This window comes from Plantibacter sp. VKM Ac-2885, from assembly GCF_015351205.1.
Taxonomy (GTDB): Bacteria; Actinomycetota; Actinomycetes; order Actinomycetales; family Microbacteriaceae; genus Plantibacter; species Plantibacter auratus.
Map to the genome: position 1 here is coordinate 1,912,982 of NZ_JADKSK010000001.1, position 25,470 is coordinate 1,938,451.

Consider the following 25,470-nt stretch of genomic DNA (forward strand, 5'->3'; position numbering starts at 1 on the left):
TCAGGCGGAGGGCTGAACCCCGTGTCGCAGCTCCTTCGCGAGCGAGCTCACCACCGCCTGCAGGCTGCCGCCGTTCGCGTGGGCGACGGCGAGCTGTCGCTGGTAGCTCGCGCCGTGCTCGATGATCGTGGCGATGCTCGCCAGTTCGTCCGCACAGCCGAGCCGGCGAGCGACCGGCGCGAGGGTGTCGAGCAGGTCATGCAGGTCGTCGGTCACGAGGCGCTCGTGGCCCGAGGAGTCGAGGATGATCTCGGCGTCCAGGCCGTACCGCGCCGCACGCCACTTGTTCTCGCGGACGTACCACGGCTGCAGGGTCTGCAGGCGCTCTCCGGCGTCGAGGCGCTCGGACAGGTGCTCGGTGAGGCAGTGGATGAGCGAGGCGAGGGCCCCGAACTCCGCGACGGTCGACGCTCCGTCGCACGCACGCATCTCCACCGTGCCCCACTGCGGCGACGGTCGCACGTCCCAGCGGACCTCGGTGTGGTCCTCGATGATGCCGGTCACCGTCATGTCGTCGACGTAGGCCTCGAACTGCTCCCAGTCCGAGAGTTGGTAGGGGAGGCCCGCCGTCGGGAGCTGCTGGAACATGAGCGCGCGGTTCGACGCGTACCCGGTGTCGACCCCGCCCCAGTAGGGGCTGGATGCCGATAGCGCCTGGAGGTGGGGCAGATAGGTCAGCAGCCCGTTCATGATCGGGAGGACCTTGTCGACCGTCTCGACGCCGACGTGCGCGTGCACGCCCCAGATCATCATGTTGCGACCCCACCACTGGGTGCGGTCGATGAGCTTGTGGTAGCGGGGCTTGTCGGTGACCTGCTGGTCGTACCACTGGCCGAACGGGTGCGAACCGCTGCAGATGAGTTCGACGCCCATCGGATCCGTGATCGCCCGCACCTCGGCCAGCTGGCCTTCGAGGTCCGCGATCGCCTCGGGGACCGTGTGGTGCACGCCCGAGACGAGTTCGACGGTGTTGAGCAGCAGCTCGTTGGTGATCTGCGGATGATCGGAACCGTCGCTCGGGCGGAGTTCCGACAGGACGGTGTCCGCTACGCCGACGAGATCGCCGGTGTCGCGGTCGACGAGGGCGACCTCCCATTCGAGGCCGACGGTCGAACGCTCGGATCTGGCGAACTCGATGGGCATTGGCGTCGACCTCCCGCAGGGCGCGGCCGGATGCCGCGCGCCAGCCCATCTTCACACGGGGTGGAGGGGTCATCCGGTATCGGTGTCCTCGGATTACCCAGATCGCCCGATGTCTGGCAGAATAGAGAGTTGAGTCTGCGCGGAGTTCGACCCTCTATCCGACGCCCGCAGCAACCACAGTTTTCGCGTCGAGCGTGTGGCCCCACCTTTCGGCAGCGAGCACATCAAACATCACATCATTCAGGAGAATCGTGGCTGTCAAAATCCGTCTCAAGCGTCTCGGCAAGATCCGTGCGCCGTACTACCGCATCGTCGTCGCAGACTCGCGCACGAAGCGCGACGGTCGTGTCATCGAGGAGATCGGCAAGTACCACCCCACCGAGGAGCCCTCGTTCATCGAGGTCGACTCCGAGCGTGCGCAGTACTGGCTCAGCGTCGGCGCCCAGCCGACCGAGCAGGTCGCAGCACTCCTCAAGCTCACCGGTGACTGGGGCAAGTTCAAGGGCGACAAGGACGCCGTGAGCACCGTCCGCGTCAAGGAGCCGAAGGCCGCCTTCGTCGCCGACGAGAAGAAGAAGCCCGTCCTCAAGCCGAAGGCTGAGGCCCCCGCGGCCAAGGCTGCTCCGGCCGAGGCCGAGGCGCCCGCTGCCGACGCCGCTGAAGCAGAGCAGGCGTAGTCTTGCTCGCTCCCGCGCTCGAACATCTCGTCAAGGGGATCGTGGATCACCCGGATGACGTTCGCGTCACGGCACAGAATTCCGCCCGTGGCGAGGTCCTCGAGGTTCGTGTGAACCCCGAGGACCTCGGCCGGGTCATCGGTCGTGCCGGCCGGACGGCCAAAGCCCTGCGCACCCTCGTGGCAGCGCTGGCAGACGGTCGGCGGGTCCGAGTCGACGTGGTCGACACGGACGCCTCCGGCGCCAGCGCGTAGGTGGCGGACGAGACGGAGCCGAAGACCCAGTTGCGGGTCGGTCGGCTCACGAAAGCCCATGGCCTGAAGGGCGCCCTGAAGGTCGAGCTCTACACGGATGAGCCGGAGCACCGGTTCACCCCGGGCTCGACGTTCACGCTCCAGGTCCCCGCAGGATCGAAGTGGCGCGGCAAGACGCTCGAGCTCATCGAACTGCGCTGGTACAACAGCCAGCCGGTCGCCTTCTTCGTCGGCATCTCCGATCGCAGTGAGGCGGAGACCCTCGTGAAAGCGATCCTCTGGGTCGAGCAGGATCCCACCGAGCTGCCGGTCGAAGACGACGCGTGGTACGACCACCAGCTCGTCGGGTTGGCCGTGCACCGCGACGGCGTCGCCGTCGGTACCGTCGCTCGCGTCGACCACTTCCCGGCTCAGGACCTCCTGATTGTGAAGACCGGCGACGGCGAGGTCATGGTTCCGTTCGTCAAGGCGATCGTCCCCACGGTCGACATCGCCGCCGGGATCGTCACGGTCACGCCGCCAACCGGCCTGTTCGAGGAACTCCCGGAGGCCGACGACGCCCCCGAGACGACGACGGCCGGTCCAGTCGAGTCCGAGGCCTCCGACGAGGCTCCGGACGACACCGGAGCCTCGCAGCCGGAGCAGTAGTACTCGTTCCGAGTCGGTCCTCCGGCTCGGAACACCCATGACGGAGGCGTCGGTTGCGTGCAACCGGCGCCTCCGTCGTCGTCGTATCGGCTGACCGACGCGACCGGGACGACGACCGTCGCGCGAATAGACTGCTCCTCATGCGCATCGACATCGTCACGATCTTCCCGACCTTCTTCGATGCCCTGGACCTCTCGCTGCTCGGCAAGGCGAAGCAGAGCGGGCTCATCGAACTGGACGTCCACGACCTGCGGGATTCGACGCACGACCGTCACCGCACCGTCGACGACACCCCGTACGGCGGGGGAGCCGGCATGGTCATGAAGCCGGAGCCCTGGGGTGAGGCGCTCGACGGCATCCTGGGTGACGACACCGAGGAGGAGCCGCTGGTCATCTTCCCGTCTCCGGCGGGCGAGGTGTTCACCCAGGCGATGGCCCGCGAGCTCGCGGCCGAGCCGCACCTCGTCTTCGGCTGCGGCCGGTACGAGGGCATCGACCACCGCGTCTTCGACCACACCGCCAGCCGAGCGCGGGTCCGGCTGGTGAGCCTCGGCGACTACGTCCTCAACGGGGGAGAGGTCGCCGTGATGGCGATGATCGAGGCGATCGGTCGGCTCGTCCCGGGGGTCGTCGGCAACCCCGAGAGTCTCGTCGAGGAGTCGCACGAAGACGGGCTGCTCGAGTACCCGAGCTACACGAAGCCTGCCGAGTGGCGAGGACTACCGGTGCCGCCGGTGCTGCTGAGCGGCAACCACGGTGCGATCGCCACCTGGCGTCGGCAGCAGCAGATCGAGCGGACCCGCGAGGTCCGCCCGGATCTGCTGCCCGCCGACGAGCCGGACGCCTGAGCGCGCAGGGGTTCCGCGCTTGACGGCCGTCAGGGCCGACGCCGCACGGCGGCGGCGATGCCGGCGATGACGAGGACCGCCCCGGTCGCGATGATCGCCCCGGTGATCCACCCCAGGGGGTCGATGCGCACCTCGGTGAGGTTGGTGACGAGCATGGCCCCGGCGAAGACGAGCAGGAGCACGCCCCAGAGGATCGTGCCGAAGCGCGGTGGTCGACCAACTCGATCCGTCGGGCCGACATCGGTCCTCGGCTCATCTGCCGTCTGTGAAGTGGTCGGCTGCGCTCTGGTCGACTCCGTGGTGGCCGTCTGATCGGTCTCCGAAGGAGTCGGTCCCGTCGCCGCGTCGGCTGGGGACGACATGTCCGCCGCTCCGGTCCGGTCGTCCTGCTCGGTCATCGTCCCGCCTCCGCTTCCTCGGTCACGACAGCGCTGCCGGCGACCGTCCACACCCGTACCCGCGTCGTGTCTCCTGACGCCGTTCGTCCGTACCGTGCCTCATCCTGGAAGAGGGCTCCGCCGCGTCGGTCCGTCCTGTCCCGACCGTCGCGTCCCGTCTCGAGGGTGCCCGCGATCGCTGAGAACTCGACGATCACCGGCACGTCCTCGGGGAGGAGCACGTCGACCTCGCCTGCAAGGATCCACACGTCGATCGTCCCACCGCGCAACGCGTCGTCGTTGGCGAGTTCACCGAGGTCGAGCGTGGGTTGGCCGGCGATCATCACGTAGCCGCGTCGGTCGTCCGCATCCGTCGACGTCACGGTCCAGGTCGTGCGTCCGACCGGCAGGAAGGAAGAGCCGAGTGGGAACACGCCGGTGGCGAGCAAGGAGATCACAGCGGCCCACGTGAAGAGCCCGAGCCAGCCGCTCTCCCGTCCGCTGATGCCCGCGATGATCGTCGCGACGGCGAGCGCACCGAGCGCTGCGGCGAGCCCGATGACCACGACGACCGGGACCGAGAACCCGGCGCCCGCTGCTATGACGGCCGCGCCGGCACCGGCGAGCAGCGCCAGTCCGAGGGTGATCGCCACGAAGGCCGCTCCAGGGTGCTGCGCACGACGCTCTCGAGCCTTCGTCTCGCGCTCGGCCTGCTGCTCGGCTCGCTGGCGGCTCATCTCGTCCCGGAACTCTTGACTCGTCCAGCCGCGCTGCTGGCTCGGAGCCCCCTCCCACGCGGTTGCGGTGGTGGTGGCTCCGGGGAGCGGGACGGTCGCGCCCGCAGCACCTGGCGAACCGTCGACCTTCGCGAGCGACACCGGGTTCGCGGCACCGGGGGAGGCCGGGGCCGAGCCGGCAGGGCCCGAGGGGGAGGCCGTGGGCGATGGTGCCGTCGGCTTCGGGATCGAGGCGTCGCTGGTCCACGGGTCGCGCTGCGGCGGTGTCTCAGACGGAGTCGCCCGCCCTGGGTCGCGGCGGGAGAACATCACGATCAGCCAGACAGCTGCGGCGACCAGGGCGATCACCCAACCGGCGGTCATGGTCGACTCCAGCCACCCGGGCAGGTTCCACGCATGCGGCACGCCGTCCCACCAGAGGCCGCGCATGAACGGCACGGCGGTGAGGACCGCGAGGATGCCGATCGCGACGATCGCCGGGTCGAAGACGCCCCGGATCGCACGCTCGAGGTGGATCCGCCCCTGCTGGTCGGGGATGAGCGCCCAGCCCGCGGCGTAGACGAAGAGGACCGGCCCGCCAAGGATCGCGATGACGATGAGGGCTCCGCGCACGATCATCGGATCGAGGCCGAGCCGGACCGCGACACCCCCGGCGACACCGCCGAGCCACGAGTCGCTCGAGCGACGGAGACCGGTGGACCGCCACCAGTCGAAGAAGCGGGTCGTCGGATCCTGCGGGGCGGGTGCCCCCGGTTCTGCTCCGGTGGGCGGCTTGCTGTGGTTCGTCATGGTCCGATTCTGGCGAAGCGTCCGGGTCGGGCCCATCCGGCATGACCCTGAGTGCACCCTGATCCTGCCGTCCCAGGGTGCCGACCGCATCCCGAACTGCTTGGATGGCTCCATGGGAACCGAGGTGATGATCCGTCCGAGGCGCCGCCTGCTCGGCGGTGTCTGCGCCGGCTTCGCCGAGCACACCGGTCTCCCCGTCGCTGCGGTGCGGACGGCGACGGTCATCCTCGCGTGCTGCGGCGGAGCGGGCCTGCTCCTCTACGCGTGGCTGTGGGTCATGACGCCGACGCAAGGCGCGGACGCACCGCTCGATCCTCGGGAGCACCTGCTCCGGCCTGCCTCGAACGACGACGGAGACGACCTCGACGGCCCCCGTCGCGCGCCGATCACGGAGGTGCTGCTCGGGATCGCACTGCTCGCGGCCGGGACCGCACTGATCGCGACTCGGACCGGGCTGGACATCCCGCTCGAGGCCGTCATCCCCGTCATCGTCGTCCTCGCGGGAGCCGCACTCGCGTGGCGGCAGTTCGGCGAGCGTGGTCGCGGTGAGGGCTCACGTGCCCTCCTGATCCGCGTGCTCGGAGCGCTCGTCCTCGTCGTCCTCGGCATCCTCCTGTTCTTCGTCACCGGTGACCGCCCGAACATGTGGACGGTCATCGTCGCCGCGATCGCCGTGCTCCTCGGGGTCGCCGTGGTCATCGCCCCCTGGGCGCTCCAGCTCAACCGTGACCTCGCCGACGAGCGCGCCGCGCGGATGCGCGAGGCCGACCGCGCAGAGATCGCCGCGCACCTGCACGACTCCGTGCTCCAGACGCTCGCGCTCATCCAGCAGCAGGCCGGTCCGGGGAGCGAGGCGTCCCGTCTCGCCAGGGCGCAGGAGCGCGAGCTGCGGAACTGGCTCTTCTCCGGCGGGACCGCTCCGACGGGCGACCTCGCGACCGAGCTGCGGACCATCGCGGCCGCGGTGGAGGCCGACCACGCGGTGCGCGTCGACGTCGTCGCGGTCGGGCGTGCGATCGACGACGCCCCGGAGCCGCTCCTCGCCGCCGCACGGGAGGCCGTGCTCAACGCGGCACGTCACGCCGGCGGCGACGTCTCCGTCTACCTGGAGACGGCACCGCAGCGGATCGAGGTGTCGATCTCCGACCGCGGCCCCGGGTTCGACCTGGAACAGGTCCCGCGGGACCGCCTCGGGGTCCGGGAGTCGATCATCGGCCGGATGCAGCGCATCGGTGGCGAGGCGACCATCCGATCAGGGCCAGGCGGACGAGGTACCGAGGTCCGTCTCATCCTGCCCGTCCACGACGCCGCGCCGACTGCGCCGCAGCCCGACACCGTCCCGACCGTTCCGAGGAGCCGACCATGAGCGACCGACCACTGACCGTCGTGATCGTCGACGACCACTCCATCTTCCGTTCCGGGCTGCGCAGCGAGCTCGATCCCGGTATCAAGGTGCTGGGGGAGGCCGGCGACGTGGAGGAGGCGATCCGGGTGATCGGGGAGACCCGCCCGCAGGTCGTGCTGCTCGACGTCCACCTGCCGGGTGGCGCCGGCGGCGGTGGCGCGGACGTGATCGCCGGCTCGGTGACCACCGCGCCCGCCACCCGGTTCCTCGCGCTCAGCGTCTCGGACGCCGCCGAGGACGTCGTCCGGGTGATCAGGGCCGGTGCACGCGGCTACATCACGAAAAGCTCCTCGGGAGCCGAGGTCGCGGAGGCCGCACGACGGGTCGACGACGGCGACGCGGTCTTCTCACCCCGGCTCGCGGGATTCGTCCTGGACGCCTTCGGTGCCGTGACGGGGGAGACGGCGGAGTCCGTCGACGAGCTCGACCGGCTGTCCGCCCGTGAGCAGGAGGTCATGCGCCTCATCGCCCGCGGCTACGCCTACAAGGAGGTCGCGACGGAGCTGTTCATCTCCGTGAAGACCGTGGAGACCCACGTGTCGAGCGTGCTGCGCAAGCTGCAGCTGTCCTCACGCCACGAACTCGCCGCCTGGGCCCTGCAGCGCAAGCTCCTCTGACCACGCGGGCCGGAACCGACATCGGCCGACAGCGAACGACCAGTGCGCGCTCAGGAGCCCGGCGGTAGCCTGAGAGACATGATCATCCGTCGGGCGTTCTACTACTGGCGATTCGCCGCGATCTTCGTGCTGCCCGCCTGGCCGTTCGTCGGATGGGGACTCTTCGGTGAGAGCGGCTGGAGCCTGTTCGGGCTCTTCATCGCCATGCCGATCCTCGCCATCGCGCTCGCCGCGATCGCGTTCCTCATCTCCGCCAGGGCCAGCGTCCGGACGACGAAGCTCGTGTCGTGGACGGACGTCGGCCTGCTCACGCTCTGGCACGTCACGATCATCTGCTTCGGCTCGTTCAGCTCGGGCGTCGCCCTCTGGGCGGTCCTCGGCGTCGTCGCAGGCCTCGCCGCCTTCTGGGGCGTCATCGCGCAACTCATCTCCGAGACGGCACGCCGCGCCCGGGAGACGATGGCCGAATTCGAGCGCATGGCCGCTGCAGCGGGGCCAGGCACGGTCCCCGGATCGGCGATCCCGCCGCAGCCGCGGTTCGATCCCGGTCCGATCGACGGCGGCGAGTTCATCGTGATCGAGGAGTCGAAGCCCGACGAGCGTCGCTGAGCGGTCACATCCACCGCCGTCGCCTGCGCCATCCGGGGCCCGGTTTCCCATCCGAGGCCCTTTCATGGCACAATTGCTGTTTGTGCCTCCGCAGTTCTGCCACAGGGGAACGCCGGCATCGGGCACACCCTTCCTTCCGAACGTATTCAGCGGTCGACCTGTGGCGGTCGCAGAGATGGAATCATCATGCACACTCTCGACTCAGTCGATGCAGCATCCCTCAAGTCGGACATCCCCGACTTCCGCGCCGGCGACAACGTCAAGGTGCACGTGAACATCATCGAGGGCAACAAGTCCCGTATCCAGGTCTTCCAGGGTGTCGTCATCGGCCGCTCCAACGAGGGTGTCCGCGAGACCTTCACGGTCCGCAAGGTGAGCTACCAGGTCGGCGTCGAGCGTACCTTCCCGGTGCACTCCCCGAACATCGACCACATCGAGGTCGTCACCCGCGGTGACGTCCGTCGCGCGAAGCTGTACTACCTCCGCGAGCTCCGTGGCAAGAAGGCGAAGATCAAGGAGAAGCGCGACAACTAGTCGTCCTCCCGGTCGCCCTCCGCGATCATTCCTGAGCTCCCCACCGGATAAGCTGGTGGGGAGCTCAGGCGGTTAAATGACAGACAATTCCCTGGCGGCAGACGCGTCGCCCGAACACCAGCAGCGCCCTCGCGGCAAACGCGGAGCGCTGCTCTTCCTTCGCGACCTCCTCATCATCTTCGTGGTCGCGCTGCTGGTCTCCTTCCTCATCAAGACCTTCCTCGTGCGGTCGTTCTACATCCCGTCCGGGTCGATGGAGAACACGCTGCAGATCCAGGACCGCATCCTGGTGAACGAGCTCGTCCCCGACGTGGTCTCGCTGAACCGCGGCGACGTGGTCGTCTTCCAGGATCCGGGCGGCTGGCTCCCGCAGACGGTCGAGGCTCCGCAGCCTCCCGTCACCGCAGCCGTCGAATGGGTGCTGTCGATCTTCGGCCTCGTCGCTCCCGACAGCGACGACCACCTCATCAAACGCGTCATCGGCTTGCCGGGCGACCACGTGTCATGCTGCAACCCGCTCGGGCAGATGACGGTCAACGGGGTTCCGCTGAACGAACCGTACGTGAAGCTTCCGGCCGGCACCGAGAAGGTGTCCGGAGACCCGTTCGACATCGTCGTCCCGGAGGGCTCGCTCTGGGTCATGGGCGACAACCGGTACAACTCGAAGGACTCCCGCTACAACGGCGACACCCCCGGTGGGGGCTTCGTCCCGATCGACAACGTCGTGGGGCGTGCGTTCGTCATCACCTGGCCGTCCAGCAACTGGGCCTGGCTCGACAACTACCCGACCGTCTTCCAGGGCATCCCCGCCCCAGAAGAGGAGTGATGGCCGTCAGCGAACCGACCCTCGAGGTCGAGCACGAACTGTTCGCTGCGGGTGTCCCGTCGGTCATCGGCATGGACGAGGTGGGTCGCGGAGCCATCGCCGGCCCGGTGGCCGTCGGCGCCGCGGTCGTCGCCCCGGCGTGCGGGCCGTTCCCGGAGGGACTCCGCGACTCGAAGCTGTTGAGCGAGCGAGCGAGGACCCGTCTGGAACCGTTGGCCCGCGAGTGGGTGTTGTACGGGGCCGTCGGGCTCGCGAGTCCCGCGGAGGTCGACGAGCTCGGTATCACCGCGTGTCTCGGGTTGGCCGGACGGCGGGCGCTGCTCGAACTGCACGCCGTCGGCGCGGACGTCACGGGATCGACCGTCCTGCTCGACGGCAACAGCGACTGGCTGAGCCGGGCGCTCCAGCGACCGCTCACCATCACCACGAGGGTCAAAGCGGATCGGGACTGCGCGTCGGTCGCCGCGGCGTCCGTCCTCGCCAAGGTGCACCGCGACCGACTGATGATCGAGTTGCACGAGGCACTGCCGGAGTACGGGTGGGAGGGCAACAAGGGATACGGTTCGGCGCAGCATCTGTCGGCCCTCTCCGAGCACGGCCTGACCCTCCACCACCGGAGCAGCTGGCTGCCCGCCTACACGTAGACTGGAGAGACCATGGACGAAGACGAGTTCGAAGACTACGACCGCGAGGTCGAACTGGCCCTCTACCGCGAGTATCGCGATGTCGTGGGTCAGTTCAAGTACGTGATCGAGACCGAGCGCCGGTTCTACCTCGCCAACGAGGTCGACCTCGTGCGACGCGACACGGCGAACGACTTCTACTTCGAGCTCTCCATGACCGACGTCTGGGTGTGGGACGTCTACCGGTCCGACCGGTTCGTCAAGAGCGTCCGAGTGCTCACGTTCAAGGACGTCAATGTGGAGCAGTTGTCCTCGCGCGACTTCGAGCTCCCGAAGGAACTCACGCTCGACGAGTAGAGTGATGCCCCCGCGACCGACAGCGCTCCACAGGCGCGCTTCGCCGCGCGCTCGTCGACGACAGACTCACCTCCGGGTAACGAGCCTCGTCTGCACGCTTGGCTGGATGCCAGGAGGTGCACATGGCACGGAAGGACGAGCTCGGCCGACGCGGCGAGCAGGTGGCGGCGGATCATCTCGAGGCGTGCGGATACCGCATCCTCGACCGCAATTGGCGATGCCCGCAGGGCGAACTCGACCTCGTCGCGGACGACGACGGCACGCTGGTGTTCGTCGAGGTGAAGACCCGTTCCGGTGTCGGCTTCGGCGATCCCGCGGAGGCGGTCACGCCGAGCAAGCTGGCCCGGATCGGTCGCCTCGCCGGGGCTTGGTGCGCTGAGCACCGCCCGCGCTCGCGGCGGATGCGCGTCGACGTCGTCGGCATCGTGCTGCCGTCCGAAGGGGACATGCGACTCCAGCACCTGCGGGGAGTCTCCTGATGGCCGTCGCACGCACCTGGTCGGTCGCACTCGCTGGCCTCACGGGCGCGATCGTGGAGGTCGAGGCGTCGGCCGCCGCGACCGTGCCGGGCATGGCGATCGTCGGCCTTCCCGACAAATCGCTCGGCGAGGCCGCACACCGCATCAAGAGTGCGACGGCGAACTCCGGCTGCGAGCTGCCCGGTGGCAAGCTCACGATCAACCTGTCTCCCGCGTCGCTGCCCAAGCAGGGGAGCGCCTTCGACCTCTCCATGGCGATCGCCTGTCTCGCCGTGGGAGGCCTTGTCCGCCGGGAGTCCGCCGAGCGGGTCGTCCACCTTGGTGAACTCGGGCTCGACGGTCGGCTCCGTCCGCTCGTCGGCGTGCTGCCGGCCGTCCTGGCCGTCGCCCGCGCCGGCTACGACGCGGTGATGGTGCCGACGGCAAACGTCGAGGAGGCGCAGCTCGTGCCCGGCGTCACGGTGATCGGGGCGACCTCGCTGCGTGATGCGGCCATCTGGCACGGTGCAGAACTCTCCGCGATCGACCTCGAACCCGTCCGACAGCGGGTCGATCGGCTGCCCATGCCCGACCCGCTCGATCTCGCGGACGTGGTCGGACAACCGGACGCGGTCGATGCAATGGTCGCGGCGGCTGCCGGCGGGCACCACGTCATGATGGTCGGACCTCCCGGTGCCGGCAAGACCATGCTGGCCGCCCGGCTCCCCGAGATCCTTCCCGACCTCGAGCCCGAGGCAGCGGTCGAGGTCAGCTGCCTCCGCTCGCTCATCGGTCTGCCGCCGGACGGCGCGCTCGCCCGACGACCACCGTGGGAGAGCCCGCACCACTCGTCCTCGGCGGCGGCGATCATCGGTGGTGGTTCGCGCCAGATCCGGCCTGGGGCAGCCGCGCGCGCGGCGCACGGTGTGCTCTTCCTCGACGAAGCGCCGGAGTTCCGCGCCGACGTCCTCGACTCGCTGCGTCAGCCACTCGAAGCCGGCGTGGTCACCGTGCATCGTGCGCACGGCAGCGCGACGTTCCCAGCCGCCTTCCAACTCGTCCTCGCCGCGAACCCCTGCCCCTGCGGTCAGTACGGCACGGCGGACGGCGTCTGCACCTGTCCACCGCAGGCCCGTCGACGCTATCTCGGACGGATCTCGGGGCCGCTCCTCGACCGGATCGACATCCGCGTGCGAGTGCACCGGATCACCTCGGCACTGACGAGTCTCTCGCAGGAGGGCGGGGTCTCCACCGCTGAGGCCCGTTCCCGCGTCGAAGCGGTGCGGGCCGCGAGTGCCGAGCGGTTGGCCGGCACCGGCTGGATCACGAACGCACAGGCGAGCGGCACCTGGCTCAGGAGCCCGCGGATGCGGCTGCCCAGGTCCGTCACCACCGCATTGGACCGCTCCCTCGAGAGGGGAGGGATCACCATGCGTGGCTACGACCGCATCCTCCGACTGAGCTGGACGCTCGCCGACCTCGACGGAGCCGGTAGCCCCACAGCCGAGCACTTGGGGCGCGCCCTCTTCCTGCGGAAGGGCATCTCATGAGCGCGTGGTTCGGCTTGGACCGCGAGTTGGTCGAGCGCCTCGTCCGAGGCTTCGGCGGCCTGGAGTCGGTCGAGGCCGCGGGCCGTCCTCGCGCAGATGGAGGTGCCGAGCGCGTCTCGGACGCCGACGACAACGTCGGCACCGCCGGGATACGGGCGGCCTTCGCTCGGGCGGCCTGGACGATGATCGCCGAACCGGGCGATGGCGTGGCCGGGCTCGTGGTCGGTGCGCTCGGCCCTGCTGGCGCACTGTCAGCGGTTCTGGAACGGGTGGGGCCGACCGAACTGCAGCGCCGTATCCTCGGCAGCGAGTGGTCGAGAGGCTCAGGCTCGACGTCGGCCGATGCCGATGCCGAGTCCGAGGATCCCGCCGCGATGCCCGCCTCCCGCGTGCTCGGAAGTGCGCTGGAACGCTGGCGCCCCCGTCTCGTCTCGGCTGACCTCGTCGCCGCATGCGAGGTGGCCATCGAGGTCGGCGTCCGACTACTCCTGCCAGGCGCTCCGGGCTGGCATGCGGGGTTCGACCACCTCGGTGTGCACGCGCCGCACGCCCTCTGGCTGCGTGGTTCTCCCGACGTCCCTGCGGGAGAACGCGCCATCGCGTTGGTCGGGGCCCGGGCCGCGTCCGGTTACGGCGAGCACGTCACCCTCGAGGCGGCGGCCGGGCTCGTCGATCGGGGCTTCGCGATCGTGTCGGGTGCCGCGTACGGCATCGACGGCGCGGCGCACCGAGCCGCCCTCGGGAGCGGGGGCGTCACCGTGGCCTACCTCGCAGGCGGGGTCGATCGGCCGTACCCGGCCGGTCACGATGCGCTCATCCGGCGGATCCGCGAAGCCGGTGGAGCCGTCATCAGCGAATCACCGTGCGGGTCCACACCGTCCAAATGGCGATTTCTGCAGCGGAACCGACTCATCGCCGCAGCCTCGGCTGCGACAGTGGTCATGGAGGCCGGCGACCGCTCCGGGTCGATCAACACGGCGGGTCACGCTGCGTCCCTCGGGCGTCCGCTCGGAGCCGTGCCCGGCCCGGTCACGAGTCCGTCGTCGGCGGGCTGTCACCGCCTGATCCGTGAGTACGCCGCCACCTGCGTAACGAACGCCGAGCAGATGGCGGAACTCGCCGGATGGACCGCTGTCGACGCGGACGCGCAGGCGTTCGCCTCGCCAGAGGAACGCCGGGTCCGTGATGTGATGAGTGCCTGCTCGCCGCGCACCGTCGAGGCGCTTGCGAAAGCGAGTGGGCTGAGTCCTCGCGAGGTCAGCGGCGTGCTCGGTGCGCTCGATCTCGCCGGGGCCGTCGAGGAACGCGAACGAGGGTGGGTGCTCGTCGGGGGACGGGCGTGAGGTGATCGGTCGGCGGGGGAAGGCCACGGCGTCGGACGCGTGGGGCATGCTGTCCACGTGGACATCTGGAGCAGCATCGACGGGTTCTCGGAGCACCTCGCTTCCGAGCGTCGGCTGTCGCCGCAGACCGTTCGCGCCTACGCCTCCGATCTCCGGCAGCTCGCCGACTTCGCCACCGGACGCGACGTCGAGCTCGTCGACGGCGTGACGCTGGACCTCCTCCGCGACTGGCTCTGGGCCGCTTCCGAGGCCGGCTCGTCCAAGGCGACGCTCGCGCGACGCACCGCCACGGCCAAGGCCTGGAGCGCCTGGCTCCTGCGCACCGGCAGGGTCGATTCGGACGTCGCGGCACGTCTCCGGAGTCCGAAGACGGGTCGGACCCTGCCACGCGTCGTCGGCCGGGGCCCGTTCGACGACCTCCTCGCGGGGCTCGAGGACCGCGCCGCATCGGGGGAGCCGAACGCCCTCCGCGACCTCGCCGTCGTCGAACTGCTCTACGCCTCGGCCCTCCGCGTGTCCGAGCTGTGCGGACTCGACCGGGACGACCTCGACCTCGACCGGCTCACCGTCCGTGTCACGGGCAAAGGCGACAAGGAGCGGGTCGTGCCGTTCGGCGTCCCCGCTCAGTCGGCGATCGTCGACTACCTCACGAGCGCCCGCCCGCAGCTGGTCGCCCGTGCAGCCGCGAACGACCGCGGACCGACGCCCGGCGCAGCCCTCTTCCTCGGCGCACGCGGAGGACGGCTCGGCCCACGCTCCGTCTACACGCTCGTCGCCCGGCTCCTCGACGCCGTGCCCGGTGGTGGTCCGGCAGGGCCTCACGCCCTGCGGCACACCGCCGCGACGCACCTGCTCGACGGGGGAGCGGACCTCCGCGCGGTCCAGGAACTCCTCGGCCACGCGAGTCTCGCGACGACGCAGATCTACACGCACGTCTCCGTCGAACGCATCAAGGAGAGCTACCGCAACGCCCACCCGCGGGCCTGAGCCCCCGCCGTCGTGGTCAGTGGGAGCAGGACGGCCGGTGGCACCTCGCCGATCAGCAGCATCGGATTGACGTAGACGCCGTCGAGCCGCACCCCGAAGTGCACGCAGCCGTCGGCGCAGTGTCCGCCGACGCCGACCGTCCCGATCGGTGCCCCGCGGGTCACGCGGCTACCGACGTCGACCGAACCCACCACCGGCTCGATGCTCGAGAGGTGTCCGTCGTCGTGCCGGATCACGACGAGTGGGCGGTCGACCACCGTCCCGCTGAACGTCACGACGCCGGCGGCTGCTGCGGCCACCGGCTGACCGGGCGATGCCGCGATGTCGACACCCCGGTGGCCGGCGCTGTACGGGTCGGGCGGCGCGACGAACGGCTCGGTGACGACGTGCGGGGGAGCGATCGGCCAGCTCCAGGCCGGCGCCGCCCCAGACGTGCTCACGGGTGCGAGGAGCACCAGGCAGGAGATGAGGAACCGGCTCGCGATCGAGGTCATCATGATCCGAGCCTGACGGGCTCGGGAGAGCGAGGGCGGGTGGGCGCCTCGGAGCGGGGAGACGGACCTGGTCGGACGGCCTGTGGAGCGCCGTCATCACGGTGGCCTGATGCTATGCTGAACGGAGCACCTCGCTCGTCGGGGTGACTACGCGTGCCATTTCGGCCACCACTTCCAATCGGTCCTCGCTCTCCGGAGCGTGGCGGACGTGCGCCGGGCACCAGGGACGAGGCCATCCGGTCCGTCAGACAACCGAGGCACTCCCACCCGTCCGCGTCAGCGGTGCGGTGGCGAGCGCAGAACAGGAGAACGGCTCATGGCCGTCGTAACCATCCGCCAGCTGCTCGACAGCGGCGTGCACTTCGGGCACCAGACCCGCCGTTGGAACCCGAAGATGAAGCGCTTCATCTTCACCGAGCGTTCCGGCATCTACATCATCGACCTGCAGCAGTCGCTCGGCTACATCGACCAGGCCTTCGACTTCGTCAAGGAGACGGTCGCCCACGGCGGCACCATCCTCTTCGTCGGCACGAAGAAGCAGGCGCAGGAAGTCATCGCCGAGCAGGCGACGCGCGTCGGCCAGCCCTACGTCAACCAGCGTTGGCTCGGTGGCCTCCTCACCAACTTCCAGACGGTGTCGAAGCGACTCGCCCGCATGAAGGAGCTCGAGGAGCTCGACTTCGAAGACGCCTCCAAGAGCGGCTTCACCAAGAAGGAACTCCTCATCAAGAAGCGCGAGCTGGACAAGCTCCACAAGTCGCTCGGTGGTATCCGCAACCTCTCGAAGACGCCGTCGGCGCTCTGGGTCGTCGACACCAAGAAGGAGCACCTCGCGATCGACGAGGCGCGCAAGCTCGGCATCCCGGTCATCGGCATCCTCGACACCAACTGCGACCCCGACGAGGTCACCTACCCGATCCCGGGTAACGACGACGCGATCCGTTCCGTCGGCCTGCTGACGCGCATCATCGCCGACGCCGCCGCCGAGGGTCTCATCCAGCGCCACCAGAAGCCGACCGAGGGCGACGCCCCGGCCGAGCCGCTCGCCGAGTGGGAGCAGGAGCTGCTCCAGGGCGGCGAGCAGGGTTCCGCCGAGACCGAGAAGGTCGCCGATGAGGCGATCGCCGCAACCGACGCCGTCGAGGCAGCTCCGGCTGTCGAAGACGTCGAGGTCGCTGCAACCGAGTCCGCCGCCGACGCCGAGGGCGCAGCTGCCGCCGTCGTCGCCGACGAGAAGTAATCAAGGAGGACACCAGCAATGGCCAACTTTTCTCTCGCTGACCTGAAGGTGCTGCGCGAGCAGCTCGGCACCGGCATGGTCGACACCAAGAACGCTCTCGTCGAAGCCGATGGCGACGTCGAGAAGGCGACCGAGATCCTGCGTCTCAAGGGTGCGAAGGGCAACGCGAAGCGTGCCGACCGCTCCACGAGCGAGGGCCTCGTCGCCGCGAAGGAGAACGGCGACACCGCCACGCTCATCGAGCTCGCCTGCGAGACCGACTTCGTCGCGAAGGGTGAGAAGTTCCTCGCCCTGGCCGACCTCGTCCTCGACGCAGTCGTCGCCGCCGGCGCGACCACCGTCGAAGAGGGGAACGCGGCCCCGGCCGACGGCAAGACCGTCGCCGAGGTCATCGCGGACTCCGCTGCGATCATCGGTGAGAAGTTCGAGCTCCGCCGCCTCGCGGTGGTGCACGGTGAGCACTTCGCCGTCTACCTCCACAAGACCAACAAGGACCTGCCCGCGCAGGTCGGCGTGGTCGTCGGCTACACGGGCGACGACGCGGAGACGGCTCGTAGCATCGCGCAGCACATCTCGTTCGCCAACCCGTCCTACCTCAGCCGCGACGACGTCCCGGCCGACGAGGTCGAGAAGGAGCGCGAGATCGTCACCGAGATCTCGAAGAACGAGGGCAAGCCCGAGGCTGCACTGCCGAAGATCGTCGAGGGCCGCGTGACCTCGTACTTCAAGCAGGTCGCGCTCCTCGAGCAGGACTACGCCAAGGACAACAAGCTGTCCGTGCAGAAGGTGCTCGCTGACGCGGGCCTCACCGTGACCGGGTTCGCCCGCTTCAAGGTCGGCGCGTAGCAGTTGTGACGGGGTCCGGATCGCCAGTGGCGATCCGGACCCCTTTGCGTGCGCGGGCATACCCGCGCACGTGGGATCGGTGACGATCCAGCCAGCGAGTCGACGGCTGTCGCGGACAGCGGGCGGCTCCTGACGCTAAGTTGTGTGAGGGACGAGGAAGGACAGGCGGATGCCGGAGAAGAAGCGCAGGGTACTGCTCAAGCTGTCAGGTGAGGCGTTCGGAGGCGGCCAGTTGGGCGTCAACCCCGACGTGGTCGGGTCGATCGCCCGCGAGATCGCTGAGGCGACCGCCGAGGTCGAGGTCGCAGTGGTCGTCGGAGGCGGCAACTTCTTCCGCGGAGCCGAGCTCAGCCAGCGCGGCATGGACCGCGGCCGAGCCGACTACATGGGCATGCTCGGAACGGTCATGAACGCCCTGGCGCTCCAGGACTTCCTGGAACAGGCCGGCGCCGCCACGCGCGTGCAGTCCGCCATCGCCATGACGCAGGTCGCCGAGCCCTACATCCCGCTCCGCGCCGAGCGACACCTCGAGAAGGGTCGCGTCGTCATCTTCGGAGCGGGCGCCGGACTCCCGTACTTCTCGACCGACACCGTCTCCGCACAGCGCGCGCTCGAGATCGGAGCCGTCGAGGTCCTCGTCGCGAAGAACGGTGTCGACGGGGTCTACACCGCCGACCCCCGCGTCGACCCGACGGCGACGAAGATCGACACCATCTCCTATCAGGAGGCGCTCCAGCGCGGCCTCAAGGTCGTCGACTCGACGGCCTTCAGCCTCTGCATGGACAACGGCATGCCGATGCGCGTCTTCGGCATGGAGCCGGCCGGCAACGTCACGGCGGCCATCCGCGGTGCCGATATCGGCACCCTCGTCACCTCCGCTTAGGCGGCAGGGCGGCCAGGCCGAGCGCCGCCGCCCGACTAGACTGAACCCAGTAATGCAATCAAAGGAGTGCTCGTGATCGCGGATGTCCTCTCGGATGTTGGTACCCGGATGTCGAAGGCCGTCGAGGCCGCGAAGGATGACTTCGCCACGGTGCGTACGGGTCGCGCCAACCCCCAGCTGTTCCAGAAGGTCCTGGTGAGCTACTACGGCACGCCGACGCCGCTGGCGCAGCTCGCCTCCCTGCAGAACCAGGAAGCTCGCACGATCGTCGTGACGCCCTACGACAAGTCCGCACTGCGCGACATCGAGCAGGCGATCCGCGACATCCCGAACCTCGGCGCCAACCCGACGAACGACGGCACCGTCATCCGGGTCACCATGCCCGAACTGACCGCTGAGCGTCGCAAGGAATACGTCAAGATCGTCCGCGGCAAGGGTGAAGACGCGAAGGTGTCGATCCGCAACATCCGTCGCAAGGGCAAGGACGACCTCGAGGCGCTCAAGAGCGAGGTCGGCGATGACGACGTCGCACGCGGCGAGAAGGAGCTCGAGGCCGTCACGAAGTCGCACATCGACGCCGTCGACGCCGCGCTGAAGGCCAAGGAGACCGAGCTGCTCTCCATCTGAGCCGCTGTCCCACCGCTGATTCCGTTCGCCGACCGGTCCCTCGACCGACGGCACGCCCGCTGGAGGTACCTGTGGAAGACGATGTCGCTCCCGGGCGATCGAGCGATCCGTCGAAGCCCGAGCCCGGCCGGTCCGGCAAGTCGGGCTCGCAGGAGTTGCGGTCCCAGCTGAAGGACCGCCGCGCGAAGTTCGAGCGGCAGGTCGACGCCAAACGCGCCGACATCGAACGGCAGGTCCAGGCGACGAAGGCGCAGTTCGATGCGACGAACGAACGCATCGAGGCGCGCGTCGGCCGCAACCTCGTGAACGCCATCCTCATCGGGGTGGCCGCGGGCGGCATCATGCTCGTGAGCCTGATCATCTTCAAGGTGATCTTCGTCGTCCTGGCTTCGGCCGTGGTGGCCTTCGCCACACTGGAGCTGCGGAAGGCCCTCGAGCAGACCGGGCGCCGGGTGCCGGCGATCCCGACCGTCATCTCGGCCGTCGCGATGCAGCCGGCGGCGTTCTTCCTCCACGACGTCTGGCGTTGGTCCGTCGTCCTGCTCGGCATCCTGCTGGTCATCGTCTGGCGCGTGGCCGAGCAGGCCATCGCTTCGAAGCGGACCGACCTTCCCACTCTCGTCCGCGACCTCGCGTCCGGGACGTTCATCCAGGTCTACGTCCCCTTCCTCGCCTCCTTCGCCGTGTTCCTGGTCGCCCAGCCCGAGGGCGAATGGTGGACGCTGGCGTTCCTGATCCTCGTCATCTGCGTCGACGTCGGCGCTTATGTGAGCGGCCTGTCGTTCGGCAAGCACAAGATGGCGCCGGTGATCAGCCCGAACAAGACCTGGGAGGGCTTCGCCGGGGCGGGGGTCGTCTCGGTCGTGGCCGGCGTGCTGCTCGCGATCCTCATGCTCGGTGTTCCGTGGTGGGTCGGTGTCCTGCTCGGTCTGCTGCTCCTCGGCAGTGCCACGGTCGGCGACCTCGCGGAGTCGCTCATCAAGCGCGACATCGGCGTGAAGGACATGAGCTCGTGGCTTCCCGGGCACGGGGGATTCCTCGACCGCCTGGACTCGATCCTGCCGTCGGCGGTCGTCGCCTACGTGGTCTACCTCCTGTTCGGCGGACTCGCGGTCTGAGTCCCGGCTCGGTCCGATTTCGCCCGATCAGCCCCTCATGGGGGAGAATGGTCCGGTGAGCACGATCTTCCCCACCTCAAAACGTTCGAAGCGTGGCTACGATCCGGCCGAGGTCGACGAGTTCCTCGACCGCGCTCGCGCCGCCTACGGGCAGGACACCGACGCCGACGCCGATGCGATCCTGAGCGCGGAGGACATCCGGCACGTGGCGTTCCGGCTCGTCCGGGGTGGCTACAGCACCGAGCATGTCGACGCGGCGCTCGAGCGACTCGAGGACGCCTTCTCGCTCCGCGAGCGGGAGCGGTCGGTCGAGGAGCGCGGCGCCAAGGAGTGGCTGCGCGACGCCCGCGGCACCGCGCAGGTCATCCTCAACCGGCTGACGAGGCCGGAGGGCCAGCGGTTCCAGCGCGTGAGCCTGCTCGCCCGCGGCTACAGCCGGAAGGACGTGGACGCCCTCGCGGATCGCCTCGTCGCCTACTTCCACGACGGGACGCCGCTCAACGTCGACCGCGTCCGCACGGCCGTGTTCCGCAACGAATGGGCCGGTTACCGCGAGTCCCAGGTCGACGCACTGCTCGACAGCGTCGTGGACGTCATGCTGGCGGTTCGCTGAGCGTCGGGCGACCAGGTGGCCTGATCAGGCATTCTCGGCTACCATCGATGCATCGTGCCTCAAGACTCAACTGACGTGACCCCGTGGAAACCATCAGCCCAGCCGAACACCGGTAAGGCTGTTCAGCCCTACCGTCGGCCGCGCTCTCGCGGCAAGAAGGTCCTCGGGATCTTCGCGGCGACGGCTGCGTTCGGCTTCGTCGCCGTGACGATGGTCGACCCGACCTCGAGCGTCGTGGCATCCTCCTATGCGGAGAAGCAGGCGCAGTTCGGTGGCAACGCCGCGCAGTCCGTCGTCGCAAGCTCGAACTACCAGTACACCTTCGCCCGCGACAGCTACGAGGTCGTCGCTCCGCCCCCGCCGCCTCCCGTGGCGACGCCGGCCGCGACCGGCGGCGGTTCCTCGTCCACGGGCAGCGCTCCCGCGGCAGGCACGCCCGACCCGGGTACGGCTCAGGCCATCGCCTACGACATGGTCATGGCCAACGGCTGGGGCGAGGGCGAGTACAGCTGTCTCGTCTCCCTGTGGAACCGTGAGTCGGGTTGGAACGTGTACGCCTACAACGCCAGCTCCGGCGCCACGGGCATCCCGCAGGCGCTTCCCGGCTCCAAGATGGCCTCGGCCGGAGCCGACTGGGCGACCAACCCCGCGACGCAGATCACCTGGGGTCTCGGATACATCACGAGTCGGTACAGCACGCCGTGTGGCGCGTGGGCCCACTCGGAGTCCAACGGCTGGTACTGACCGGAACCGCCTCCCGACACGGTCGTGGAGGCTGAGCCTAGACTTGACCCATGCCCCGACACCACCGCCACCGGCCACGGCCCGGCGACGACGAGGGTAACGGTCTCGAACGGCTGATGGCGGGGTGGAAACGCACCGAGGACCATCGAGACGGATCCTGGTTCGTCCAGCCCGTCAGCGGTTCCAGTGCGCAGAAGACCTATGTGTGTCCTGGATGCGGACAGTCCATCCCGCCCGGCACCGCCCATGTGGTGACGTGGCGCGCTGACGGGGTCCTGGGCGACCAGGCCGACATCGCTGCCCGGCGGCACTGGCACTCCCACTGCTGGCGGATCCGGTGAACCCCCGCACGCCGCGAAACGACCCGACCACACTGCCCCGGAGGACTGACTCATGACCGACACCATCGAGATCCGTGGTGGCGCCGAGCTCCCCGCCGTCCGCGAGGAGATCGAGCTGCACACGGCCGACGGCCTGACCCTCGTCGGTGAGCTCGCGGTGCCGGCCGACGGCGAGGTCGTCGCGACCCTGGTGACGCTCCACCCGCTGCCGACCGCCGGCGGGTTCATGGACTCCCATGTACTCCGGAAGGCCGCGGCGCGCCTGCCTGCGCTCGCGGGGATCGCGGTGCTCCGCTTCAACACCCGCGGCACCTCGTCTCCGCGGGGGACGAGCGACGGCGCGTTCGACGGCGGCGTCGGCGAGCGGGCCGATGTCGAGGCCGCGCTGGCGTTCGTGGCCGAGCGCGGGCTTCCGCATCCGTGGATCGTCGGATGGTCGTTCGGGACCGAGCTCGCCTTGAAGTACGGGCGCGACCCGGCCGTCGACGGCGTGATCCTCCTCTCTCCGCCGCTGCACCGCACGACGGAGGACGAGCTCCGGGCCTGGACCGGCGACGACCGACCGATGGTCGTCCTCGTGCCCGAGTTCGACGACTACCTCCGACCAGCGGAAGCGGCGGAACGGTTCGGCGTGCTCCCCGGGGCCACCCTCGTCCCTGTGGACGGTGCCAAGCACCTGTGGGTGGGGGAGAGCCAGACCCGACGCGTGCTCACCGAGATCGTCGCTGCAGTGCGTCCCGAGGCGCTGCCGCTCCCGACCCACTGGCCGGCCCCCGGCCTCCCAGCGGCCGTCTAGCCGCCTCCCAGTCATTTCCGATAGCCTGAACCACCTGCGTCTCCTGCCGGCCCGACCCGCCGGATCCCGTCGGACGCAGGATCACCCGCGTCGCTCCGACGCCAGAGGAGAGTAATCCGTGCGTTTCGTTCTCGCCATCGCCGCGTTCGTCGTGGCAGCCGTCATGATCGTGACGGGAATCGCGCAACGGACCGTGTTCCTCTCGCCCGGCACCTTCAGCCTGTCCACCACGGTCGACAGCGGTGACCGGTTCATCGTCATACCCGGGAGCGTGCTGCAGTCGCAGCCGGGAGCGCAGTCCATCGTGGCGGGCGCGGGCGGCGACACGCAGGTGTTCATGAGCTACGGGCGCTCCGACGACATCGCGGCCTGGCTCGGCGACGAGCCCTACAGCCGGGTCGGCGTCAACAGTGCCGGCACCGCCCTGACGACCACGACCGTCACCGCCGAGGCGGACGCCACCGACGACGACGGGGCGACCCCGAGTCCCGAGCCGTCGGCGACGCCGGCCCCCGAGGCCACCGACGACACCACCACCTCCGAGAAGGGCCCGGACCCGCGCGGATCCGACCTCTGGCTCGGCGAGTACGACGAGGCGGGCGCGGTCATCGCGACGATGAACCTGCCGAAGGACATCGACGTGCTCATCGCGACCGACGGCTCGGCCGCTGCTCCGGATTCCCTCCGCCTCTCCTGGCCACTCGACAACGCCACCCCGTGGGCCGGCCCGCTGATCGCCGGTGGCATCCTCGTGCTCCTCGCCGGCATCGTGCTCTACCTCTCGGGGATCCAGCGCATGCGTCGCTCGCGAGGCCCGCGTCGCAAGGGTCCGGGACAAGGACAGAAGGGCATCACGAAGATGTCGAGACAACCGAAGCCGCGCCGCCCCCGTGAACTCGGAGCCGGCAAGACGAAGCGCTCCCCGCTCCGCCGTTCCCTCGTCGTGGGCGTCCCGCTCGTCCTCATCGGCACGCTCGGTCTGAGCGGCTGCTCCCAGGACTACTGGCCGACCATCGGAGCGCCGTCACCGACGCCCACCGTCACCGCGACGGACCTGCCGACCGACAGCCAGGACCAGGACTTCGCGGCGCCCGTCGTCACCGTGCCTCAGGTCGAGCGGATCGTGTCGCGGATCTCGACGGCGGCGTCCGAGGCCGATGCTGCGCTCGACGGTACCGCCGCAGCCGTCCGGTTCTCCGGGCCGGCGCTCGAGGAGCGCACCGCGAACTACGCCCTCCGCTCGAAGGTGGCCGACGCCGCTGGCGCGACGCCCATCCCCGCGTCACCCGTCACGCTCACGCTGCCTCAGGCGACAGATGCCTGGCCACGGACGGTCATGACCGCGATCCAGGACAAGGCCGACGAGACGGTGTCGCCGACGGTCCTCGTGATGACCCAGCAGGACCCGCGGTCGAACTACCAGGTCGTCTACGCGGAGAAGCTCCTCGAGGGCGCGCGACTCGAGAACGTCGCGCCCGCGACCATCGGTGCCGCGAGCGTCCCGCCGGACTCGAAGCTGCTCGTCATGCCGCCGGAGGAGATCGCCGCGGCGTACGCCGACATCATCACGAACGGCGATGCGAGCACCTTCGCCGGCCTGTTCAACGCCGATGGCGACGTCTTCCGCACGCAGGTCGCCGCGGACCGCGCCACGAAGGCCGCGAGCCTCCCCACCACGGCGAGTATCGCCTTCTCGGCGGCCGCCGGCACCGGCCCGAACGTCGCGCTGGCGACCAACGACTCCGGCGCGATCGTCGCCGTCAATGTGCAGGAGGGCGAGGTGGTCTCCGTCGTCACAGCCGGTGCTACCGTGAAACCTTCGGGTGCGGTCGCCGCGCTCTCCGGGATCACCGAGAGCGCGAAGGGGACACAGGCCACCTACGGCGACCAGCTCCTGTTCTACGTGCCAGCCGTCAACTCCGGAGAGAAGATCACCTTGCTCGGATTCACCCAGACCCTCATCGCCGCATCGGAGCTCCCGTGAGTGCCGCGGAGCCGAGCGCGGCACACCTGCGCGGCGCCGTCGACCTCTCCGGCCTCGCGCGTCGCCACCAGACGCCGCCTGCCGTCGCGCCGACGCAAGCAGGCGCGCCTGCAGAAGCGCCCGGCGCGACGACCGACCAGACCGTCCAGGTCCCGTCCCTCGTCTTCGACGCGACGGACGACGGGTTCGGACAGGTCGTCGAGCTGTCCTCCGTGGTCCCCGTCGTCATCGACCTCTGGGCCGAATGGTGCGGACCGTGCAAGCAGCTCTCGCCGGTGCTCGAGCGCCTCGCCGCGGAATACGCCGGTCGCTTCGTGCTCGCCAAGGTGGACGTCGACGCGAACCCGCAGCTCTCCCAGGCCTTCCAGGCGCAGTCGATCCCGATGGTCGTCGCCGTCGTGGGCGGACGCCCGGTGCCGATGTTCAACGGCGCGATCCCGGAGTCGCAGGTGCGCGATGTCATCGAGCAACTGCTGCAGCTGGCCGAGCAGAACGGGGTCTCCGGTCGGGCCGTCGTCGCCGATAGTGATGCCGCAGCTCCCGCCGAGCCCGTGGAGGAGCCGCTGCCGCCCCTCCACGCCGAGGCGTACGAGGCCATCGAGCGCGCCGACTACCCGACGGCCATCGCCGCGTACGAGAAGGCCATCGCGCAGAACCCGAAGGACGACATGGCTGTGGCCGGCCTCGCCCAGGTCCGTCTGCTGCACCGCCTCACGGGGAAGACCCTCGATGAGATCCGCGGACGAGCGGCTGCCGCTCCCGACGATCTCGACGCCCAGCTGACCGTCGCCGACCTCGACCTCTCCGGAGGACACCTCGAGGACGCCTTCGACCGTCTGCTGACGCTGTTCCCCGACCTCGACCAGTCGGGCAAGGACACCGTCCGGACGCGCCTGCTCGAGCTGTTCCAGGTCGCCGGCGTCACCGATCCGCGCGTCATGAAGGCCAGGGCCCGGTTGACCGGCCTGCTCTACTGACCGACCGATGCACGACGAAGGCCCG

At 69.5% G+C, this 25,470-nt stretch carries 30 protein-coding genes; 26 read left to right on the forward strand and 4 right to left on the reverse strand.

Going from position 1 to position 25,470, the window contains the following annotated elements; all coding sequences use genetic code 11:
• Entirely contained in the window at positions 1–1,143 is a 1,143-nt protein-coding gene (locus tag ITJ66_RS09225) for a glutamate--cysteine ligase (RefSeq protein ID WP_194644422.1), read from the reverse strand.
• 251 nt (positions 1,144–1,394) lie between these two features.
• On the opposite strand from ITJ66_RS09225, the gene rpsP reads away from it, so the two are divergent.
• The 4 genes from rpsP (at position 1,395) to trmD (ending at position 3,570) form a co-directional block, all read left to right on the forward strand.
• Positions 1,395–1,820 (forward strand): 30S ribosomal protein S16, encoded by a 426-nt coding sequence (gene rpsP, locus ITJ66_RS09230; protein ID WP_064296311.1) that lies wholly within the window; start codon positions 1,395–1,397, stop codon positions 1,818–1,820.
• Between the two features lie 2 nt (positions 1,821–1,822).
• Positions 1,823–2,074, forward strand: coding sequence for an RNA-binding protein (locus tag ITJ66_RS09235; protein WP_064296312.1), 252 nt, complete (start codon positions 1,823–1,825; stop codon positions 2,072–2,074).
• Positions 2,075–2,722, forward strand: coding sequence for a ribosome maturation factor RimM (gene rimM / locus ITJ66_RS09240; protein ID WP_370582602.1), 648 nt, complete (start codon positions 2,075–2,077; stop codon positions 2,720–2,722).
• 140 nt (positions 2,723–2,862) lie between these two features.
• Positions 2,863–3,570, forward strand: coding sequence for a tRNA (guanosine(37)-N1)-methyltransferase TrmD (gene trmD, locus ITJ66_RS09245; RefSeq protein ID WP_085510627.1), 708 nt, complete (start codon positions 2,863–2,865; stop codon positions 3,568–3,570).
• Between the two features lie 29 nt (positions 3,571–3,599).
• On the opposite strand, the gene ITJ66_RS09250 is transcribed toward trmD, so the two are convergent.
• Both ITJ66_RS09250 and ITJ66_RS09255 read right to left on the reverse strand, forming a co-directional pair.
• Entirely contained in the window at positions 3,600–3,968 is a 369-nt protein-coding gene (locus ITJ66_RS09250; protein ID WP_194644423.1) for a hypothetical protein, read from the reverse strand.
• Positions 3,965–5,473 (reverse strand): PspC domain-containing protein, encoded by a 1,509-nt coding sequence (locus tag ITJ66_RS09255; RefSeq protein ID WP_194644424.1) that lies wholly within the window; start codon positions 5,471–5,473, stop codon positions 3,965–3,967. The genes ITJ66_RS09250 and ITJ66_RS09255 overlap by 4 nt, the downstream gene beginning before the upstream one ends.
• A 112-nt stretch (positions 5,474–5,585) precedes the next feature.
• On the opposite strand from ITJ66_RS09255, the gene ITJ66_RS09260 reads away from it, so the two are divergent.
• The 11 genes from ITJ66_RS09260 (at position 5,586) to ITJ66_RS09310 (ending at position 14,782) form a co-directional block, all read left to right on the forward strand.
• Positions 5,586–6,839: an ATP-binding protein gene (locus ITJ66_RS09260; protein WP_194644425.1), complete on the forward strand. Its 1,254-nt coding sequence runs from the start codon at positions 5,586–5,588 to the stop codon at positions 6,837–6,839.
• Complete coding sequence (locus ITJ66_RS09265; RefSeq protein ID WP_194644426.1) at positions 6,836–7,495, forward strand: response regulator transcription factor; 660 nt, start codon at positions 6,836–6,838, stop codon at positions 7,493–7,495. Before ITJ66_RS09260 ends, ITJ66_RS09265 begins: the two co-directional genes overlap by 4 nt.
• 78 nt (positions 7,496–7,573) lie before the next feature.
• Complete coding sequence (locus ITJ66_RS09270) at positions 7,574–8,104, forward strand: hypothetical protein (protein ID WP_137241868.1); 531 nt, start codon at positions 7,574–7,576, stop codon at positions 8,102–8,104.
• Between the two features lie 186 nt (positions 8,105–8,290).
• Entirely contained in the window at positions 8,291–8,638 is a 348-nt protein-coding gene (gene rplS, locus ITJ66_RS09275; protein ID WP_194644427.1) for a 50S ribosomal protein L19, read from the forward strand.
• Between the two features lie 76 nt (positions 8,639–8,714).
• Entirely contained in the window at positions 8,715–9,464 is a 750-nt protein-coding gene (lepB, locus tag ITJ66_RS09280; RefSeq protein WP_194644428.1) for a signal peptidase I, read from the forward strand.
• Positions 9,464–10,108, forward strand: a complete 645-nt coding sequence (locus ITJ66_RS09285) for a ribonuclease HII (RefSeq protein ID WP_137241867.1) — start codon at positions 9,464–9,466, stop codon at positions 10,106–10,108. Before lepB ends, ITJ66_RS09285 begins: the two co-directional genes overlap by 1 nt.
• 12 nt (positions 10,109–10,120) lie before the next feature.
• Positions 10,121–10,444, forward strand: a complete 324-nt coding sequence (locus tag ITJ66_RS09290) for a DUF2469 domain-containing protein (RefSeq protein WP_071260887.1) — start codon at positions 10,121–10,123, stop codon at positions 10,442–10,444.
• A gap of 122 nt (positions 10,445–10,566) precedes the next feature.
• Complete coding sequence (locus ITJ66_RS09295) at positions 10,567–10,923, forward strand: YraN family protein (RefSeq protein WP_064296323.1); 357 nt, start codon at positions 10,567–10,569, stop codon at positions 10,921–10,923.
• Positions 10,923–12,452 (forward strand): YifB family Mg chelatase-like AAA ATPase, encoded by a 1,530-nt coding sequence (locus ITJ66_RS09300; protein WP_194644429.1) that lies wholly within the window; start codon positions 10,923–10,925, stop codon positions 12,450–12,452. The genes ITJ66_RS09295 and ITJ66_RS09300 overlap by 1 nt, the downstream gene beginning before the upstream one ends.
• Positions 12,449–13,795 carry a DNA-processing protein DprA gene (gene dprA, locus ITJ66_RS09305; protein WP_228501541.1) on the forward strand — a complete coding sequence of 449 codons (1,347 nt, stop codon included), beginning with the start codon at positions 12,449–12,451 and terminating at the stop codon, positions 13,793–13,795. Before ITJ66_RS09300 ends, dprA begins: the two co-directional genes overlap by 4 nt.
• A gap of 57 nt (positions 13,796–13,852) precedes the next feature.
• Positions 13,853–14,782, forward strand: coding sequence for a tyrosine recombinase XerC (locus ITJ66_RS09310; RefSeq protein WP_071260881.1), 930 nt, complete (start codon positions 13,853–13,855; stop codon positions 14,780–14,782).
• Here ITJ66_RS09310 and ITJ66_RS09315 read toward each other — a convergent pair.
• Entirely contained in the window at positions 14,755–15,279 is a 525-nt protein-coding gene (locus ITJ66_RS09315; protein WP_194644430.1) for a murein hydrolase activator EnvC, read from the reverse strand. The genes ITJ66_RS09310 and ITJ66_RS09315 overlap by 28 nt on opposite strands.
• Positions 15,280–15,592: 313 nt before the next feature.
• Here ITJ66_RS09315 and rpsB point away from each other — a divergent pair, with 313 nt between their 5' ends.
• The 11 genes from rpsB (at position 15,593) to ITJ66_RS09365 (ending at position 25,445) form a co-directional block, all read left to right on the forward strand.
• Complete coding sequence (gene rpsB, locus ITJ66_RS09320; RefSeq protein ID WP_064295105.1) at positions 15,593–16,516, forward strand: 30S ribosomal protein S2; 924 nt, start codon at positions 15,593–15,595, stop codon at positions 16,514–16,516.
• An 18-nt stretch (positions 16,517–16,534) separates the two neighbouring features.
• Positions 16,535–17,362 carry a translation elongation factor Ts gene (gene tsf, locus ITJ66_RS09325; protein ID WP_064295106.1) on the forward strand — a complete coding sequence of 276 codons (828 nt, stop codon included), beginning with the start codon at positions 16,535–16,537 and terminating at the stop codon, positions 17,360–17,362.
• Positions 17,363–17,531: 169 nt separating this feature from the next.
• Positions 17,532–18,245 carry a UMP kinase gene (gene pyrH / locus ITJ66_RS09330; RefSeq protein ID WP_194644431.1) on the forward strand — a complete coding sequence of 238 codons (714 nt, stop codon included), beginning with the start codon at positions 17,532–17,534 and terminating at the stop codon, positions 18,243–18,245.
• A 72-nt stretch (positions 18,246–18,317) separates the two neighbouring features.
• Entirely contained in the window at positions 18,318–18,872 is a 555-nt protein-coding gene (gene frr, locus ITJ66_RS09335; RefSeq protein WP_064295107.1) for a ribosome recycling factor, read from the forward strand.
• Between the two features lie 71 nt (positions 18,873–18,943).
• On the forward strand, positions 18,944–19,990 hold the full coding sequence (locus tag ITJ66_RS09340) for a phosphatidate cytidylyltransferase (RefSeq protein WP_240043907.1): 1,047 nt from the start codon (positions 18,944–18,946) through the stop codon (positions 19,988–19,990).
• 55 nt (positions 19,991–20,045) lie between these two features.
• Positions 20,046–20,603 (forward strand): DivIVA domain-containing protein, encoded by a 558-nt coding sequence (locus ITJ66_RS09345; RefSeq protein ID WP_231884326.1) that lies wholly within the window; start codon positions 20,046–20,048, stop codon positions 20,601–20,603.
• A 75-nt stretch (positions 20,604–20,678) separates the two neighbouring features.
• A complete protein-coding gene (locus tag ITJ66_RS09350; protein ID WP_079705666.1) occupies positions 20,679–21,347 on the forward strand; it encodes a hypothetical protein in 669 nt (222 codons plus the stop codon).
• A gap of 50 nt (positions 21,348–21,397) precedes the next feature.
• Positions 21,398–21,688 carry a hypothetical protein gene (locus ITJ66_RS19775; protein WP_071260877.1) on the forward strand — a complete coding sequence of 97 codons (291 nt, stop codon included), beginning with the start codon at positions 21,398–21,400 and terminating at the stop codon, positions 21,686–21,688.
• 52 nt (positions 21,689–21,740) lie between these two features.
• The gene (locus ITJ66_RS09355) at positions 21,741–22,484 is read left to right on the forward strand and encodes an alpha/beta hydrolase (protein WP_194644432.1); all 744 of its coding nucleotides are present in this window, start codon (positions 21,741–21,743) and stop codon (positions 22,482–22,484) included.
• Positions 22,485–22,602: 118 nt separating this feature from the next.
• Positions 22,603–24,468 (forward strand): hypothetical protein, encoded by a 1,866-nt coding sequence (locus ITJ66_RS09360; RefSeq protein ID WP_194644433.1) that lies wholly within the window; start codon positions 22,603–22,605, stop codon positions 24,466–24,468.
• Entirely contained in the window at positions 24,465–25,445 is a 981-nt protein-coding gene (locus tag ITJ66_RS09365) for a tetratricopeptide repeat protein (RefSeq protein WP_194644434.1), read from the forward strand. Before ITJ66_RS09360 ends, ITJ66_RS09365 begins: the two co-directional genes overlap by 4 nt.
• The last annotated feature ends 25 nt before the right edge of the window (positions 25,446–25,470 follow it).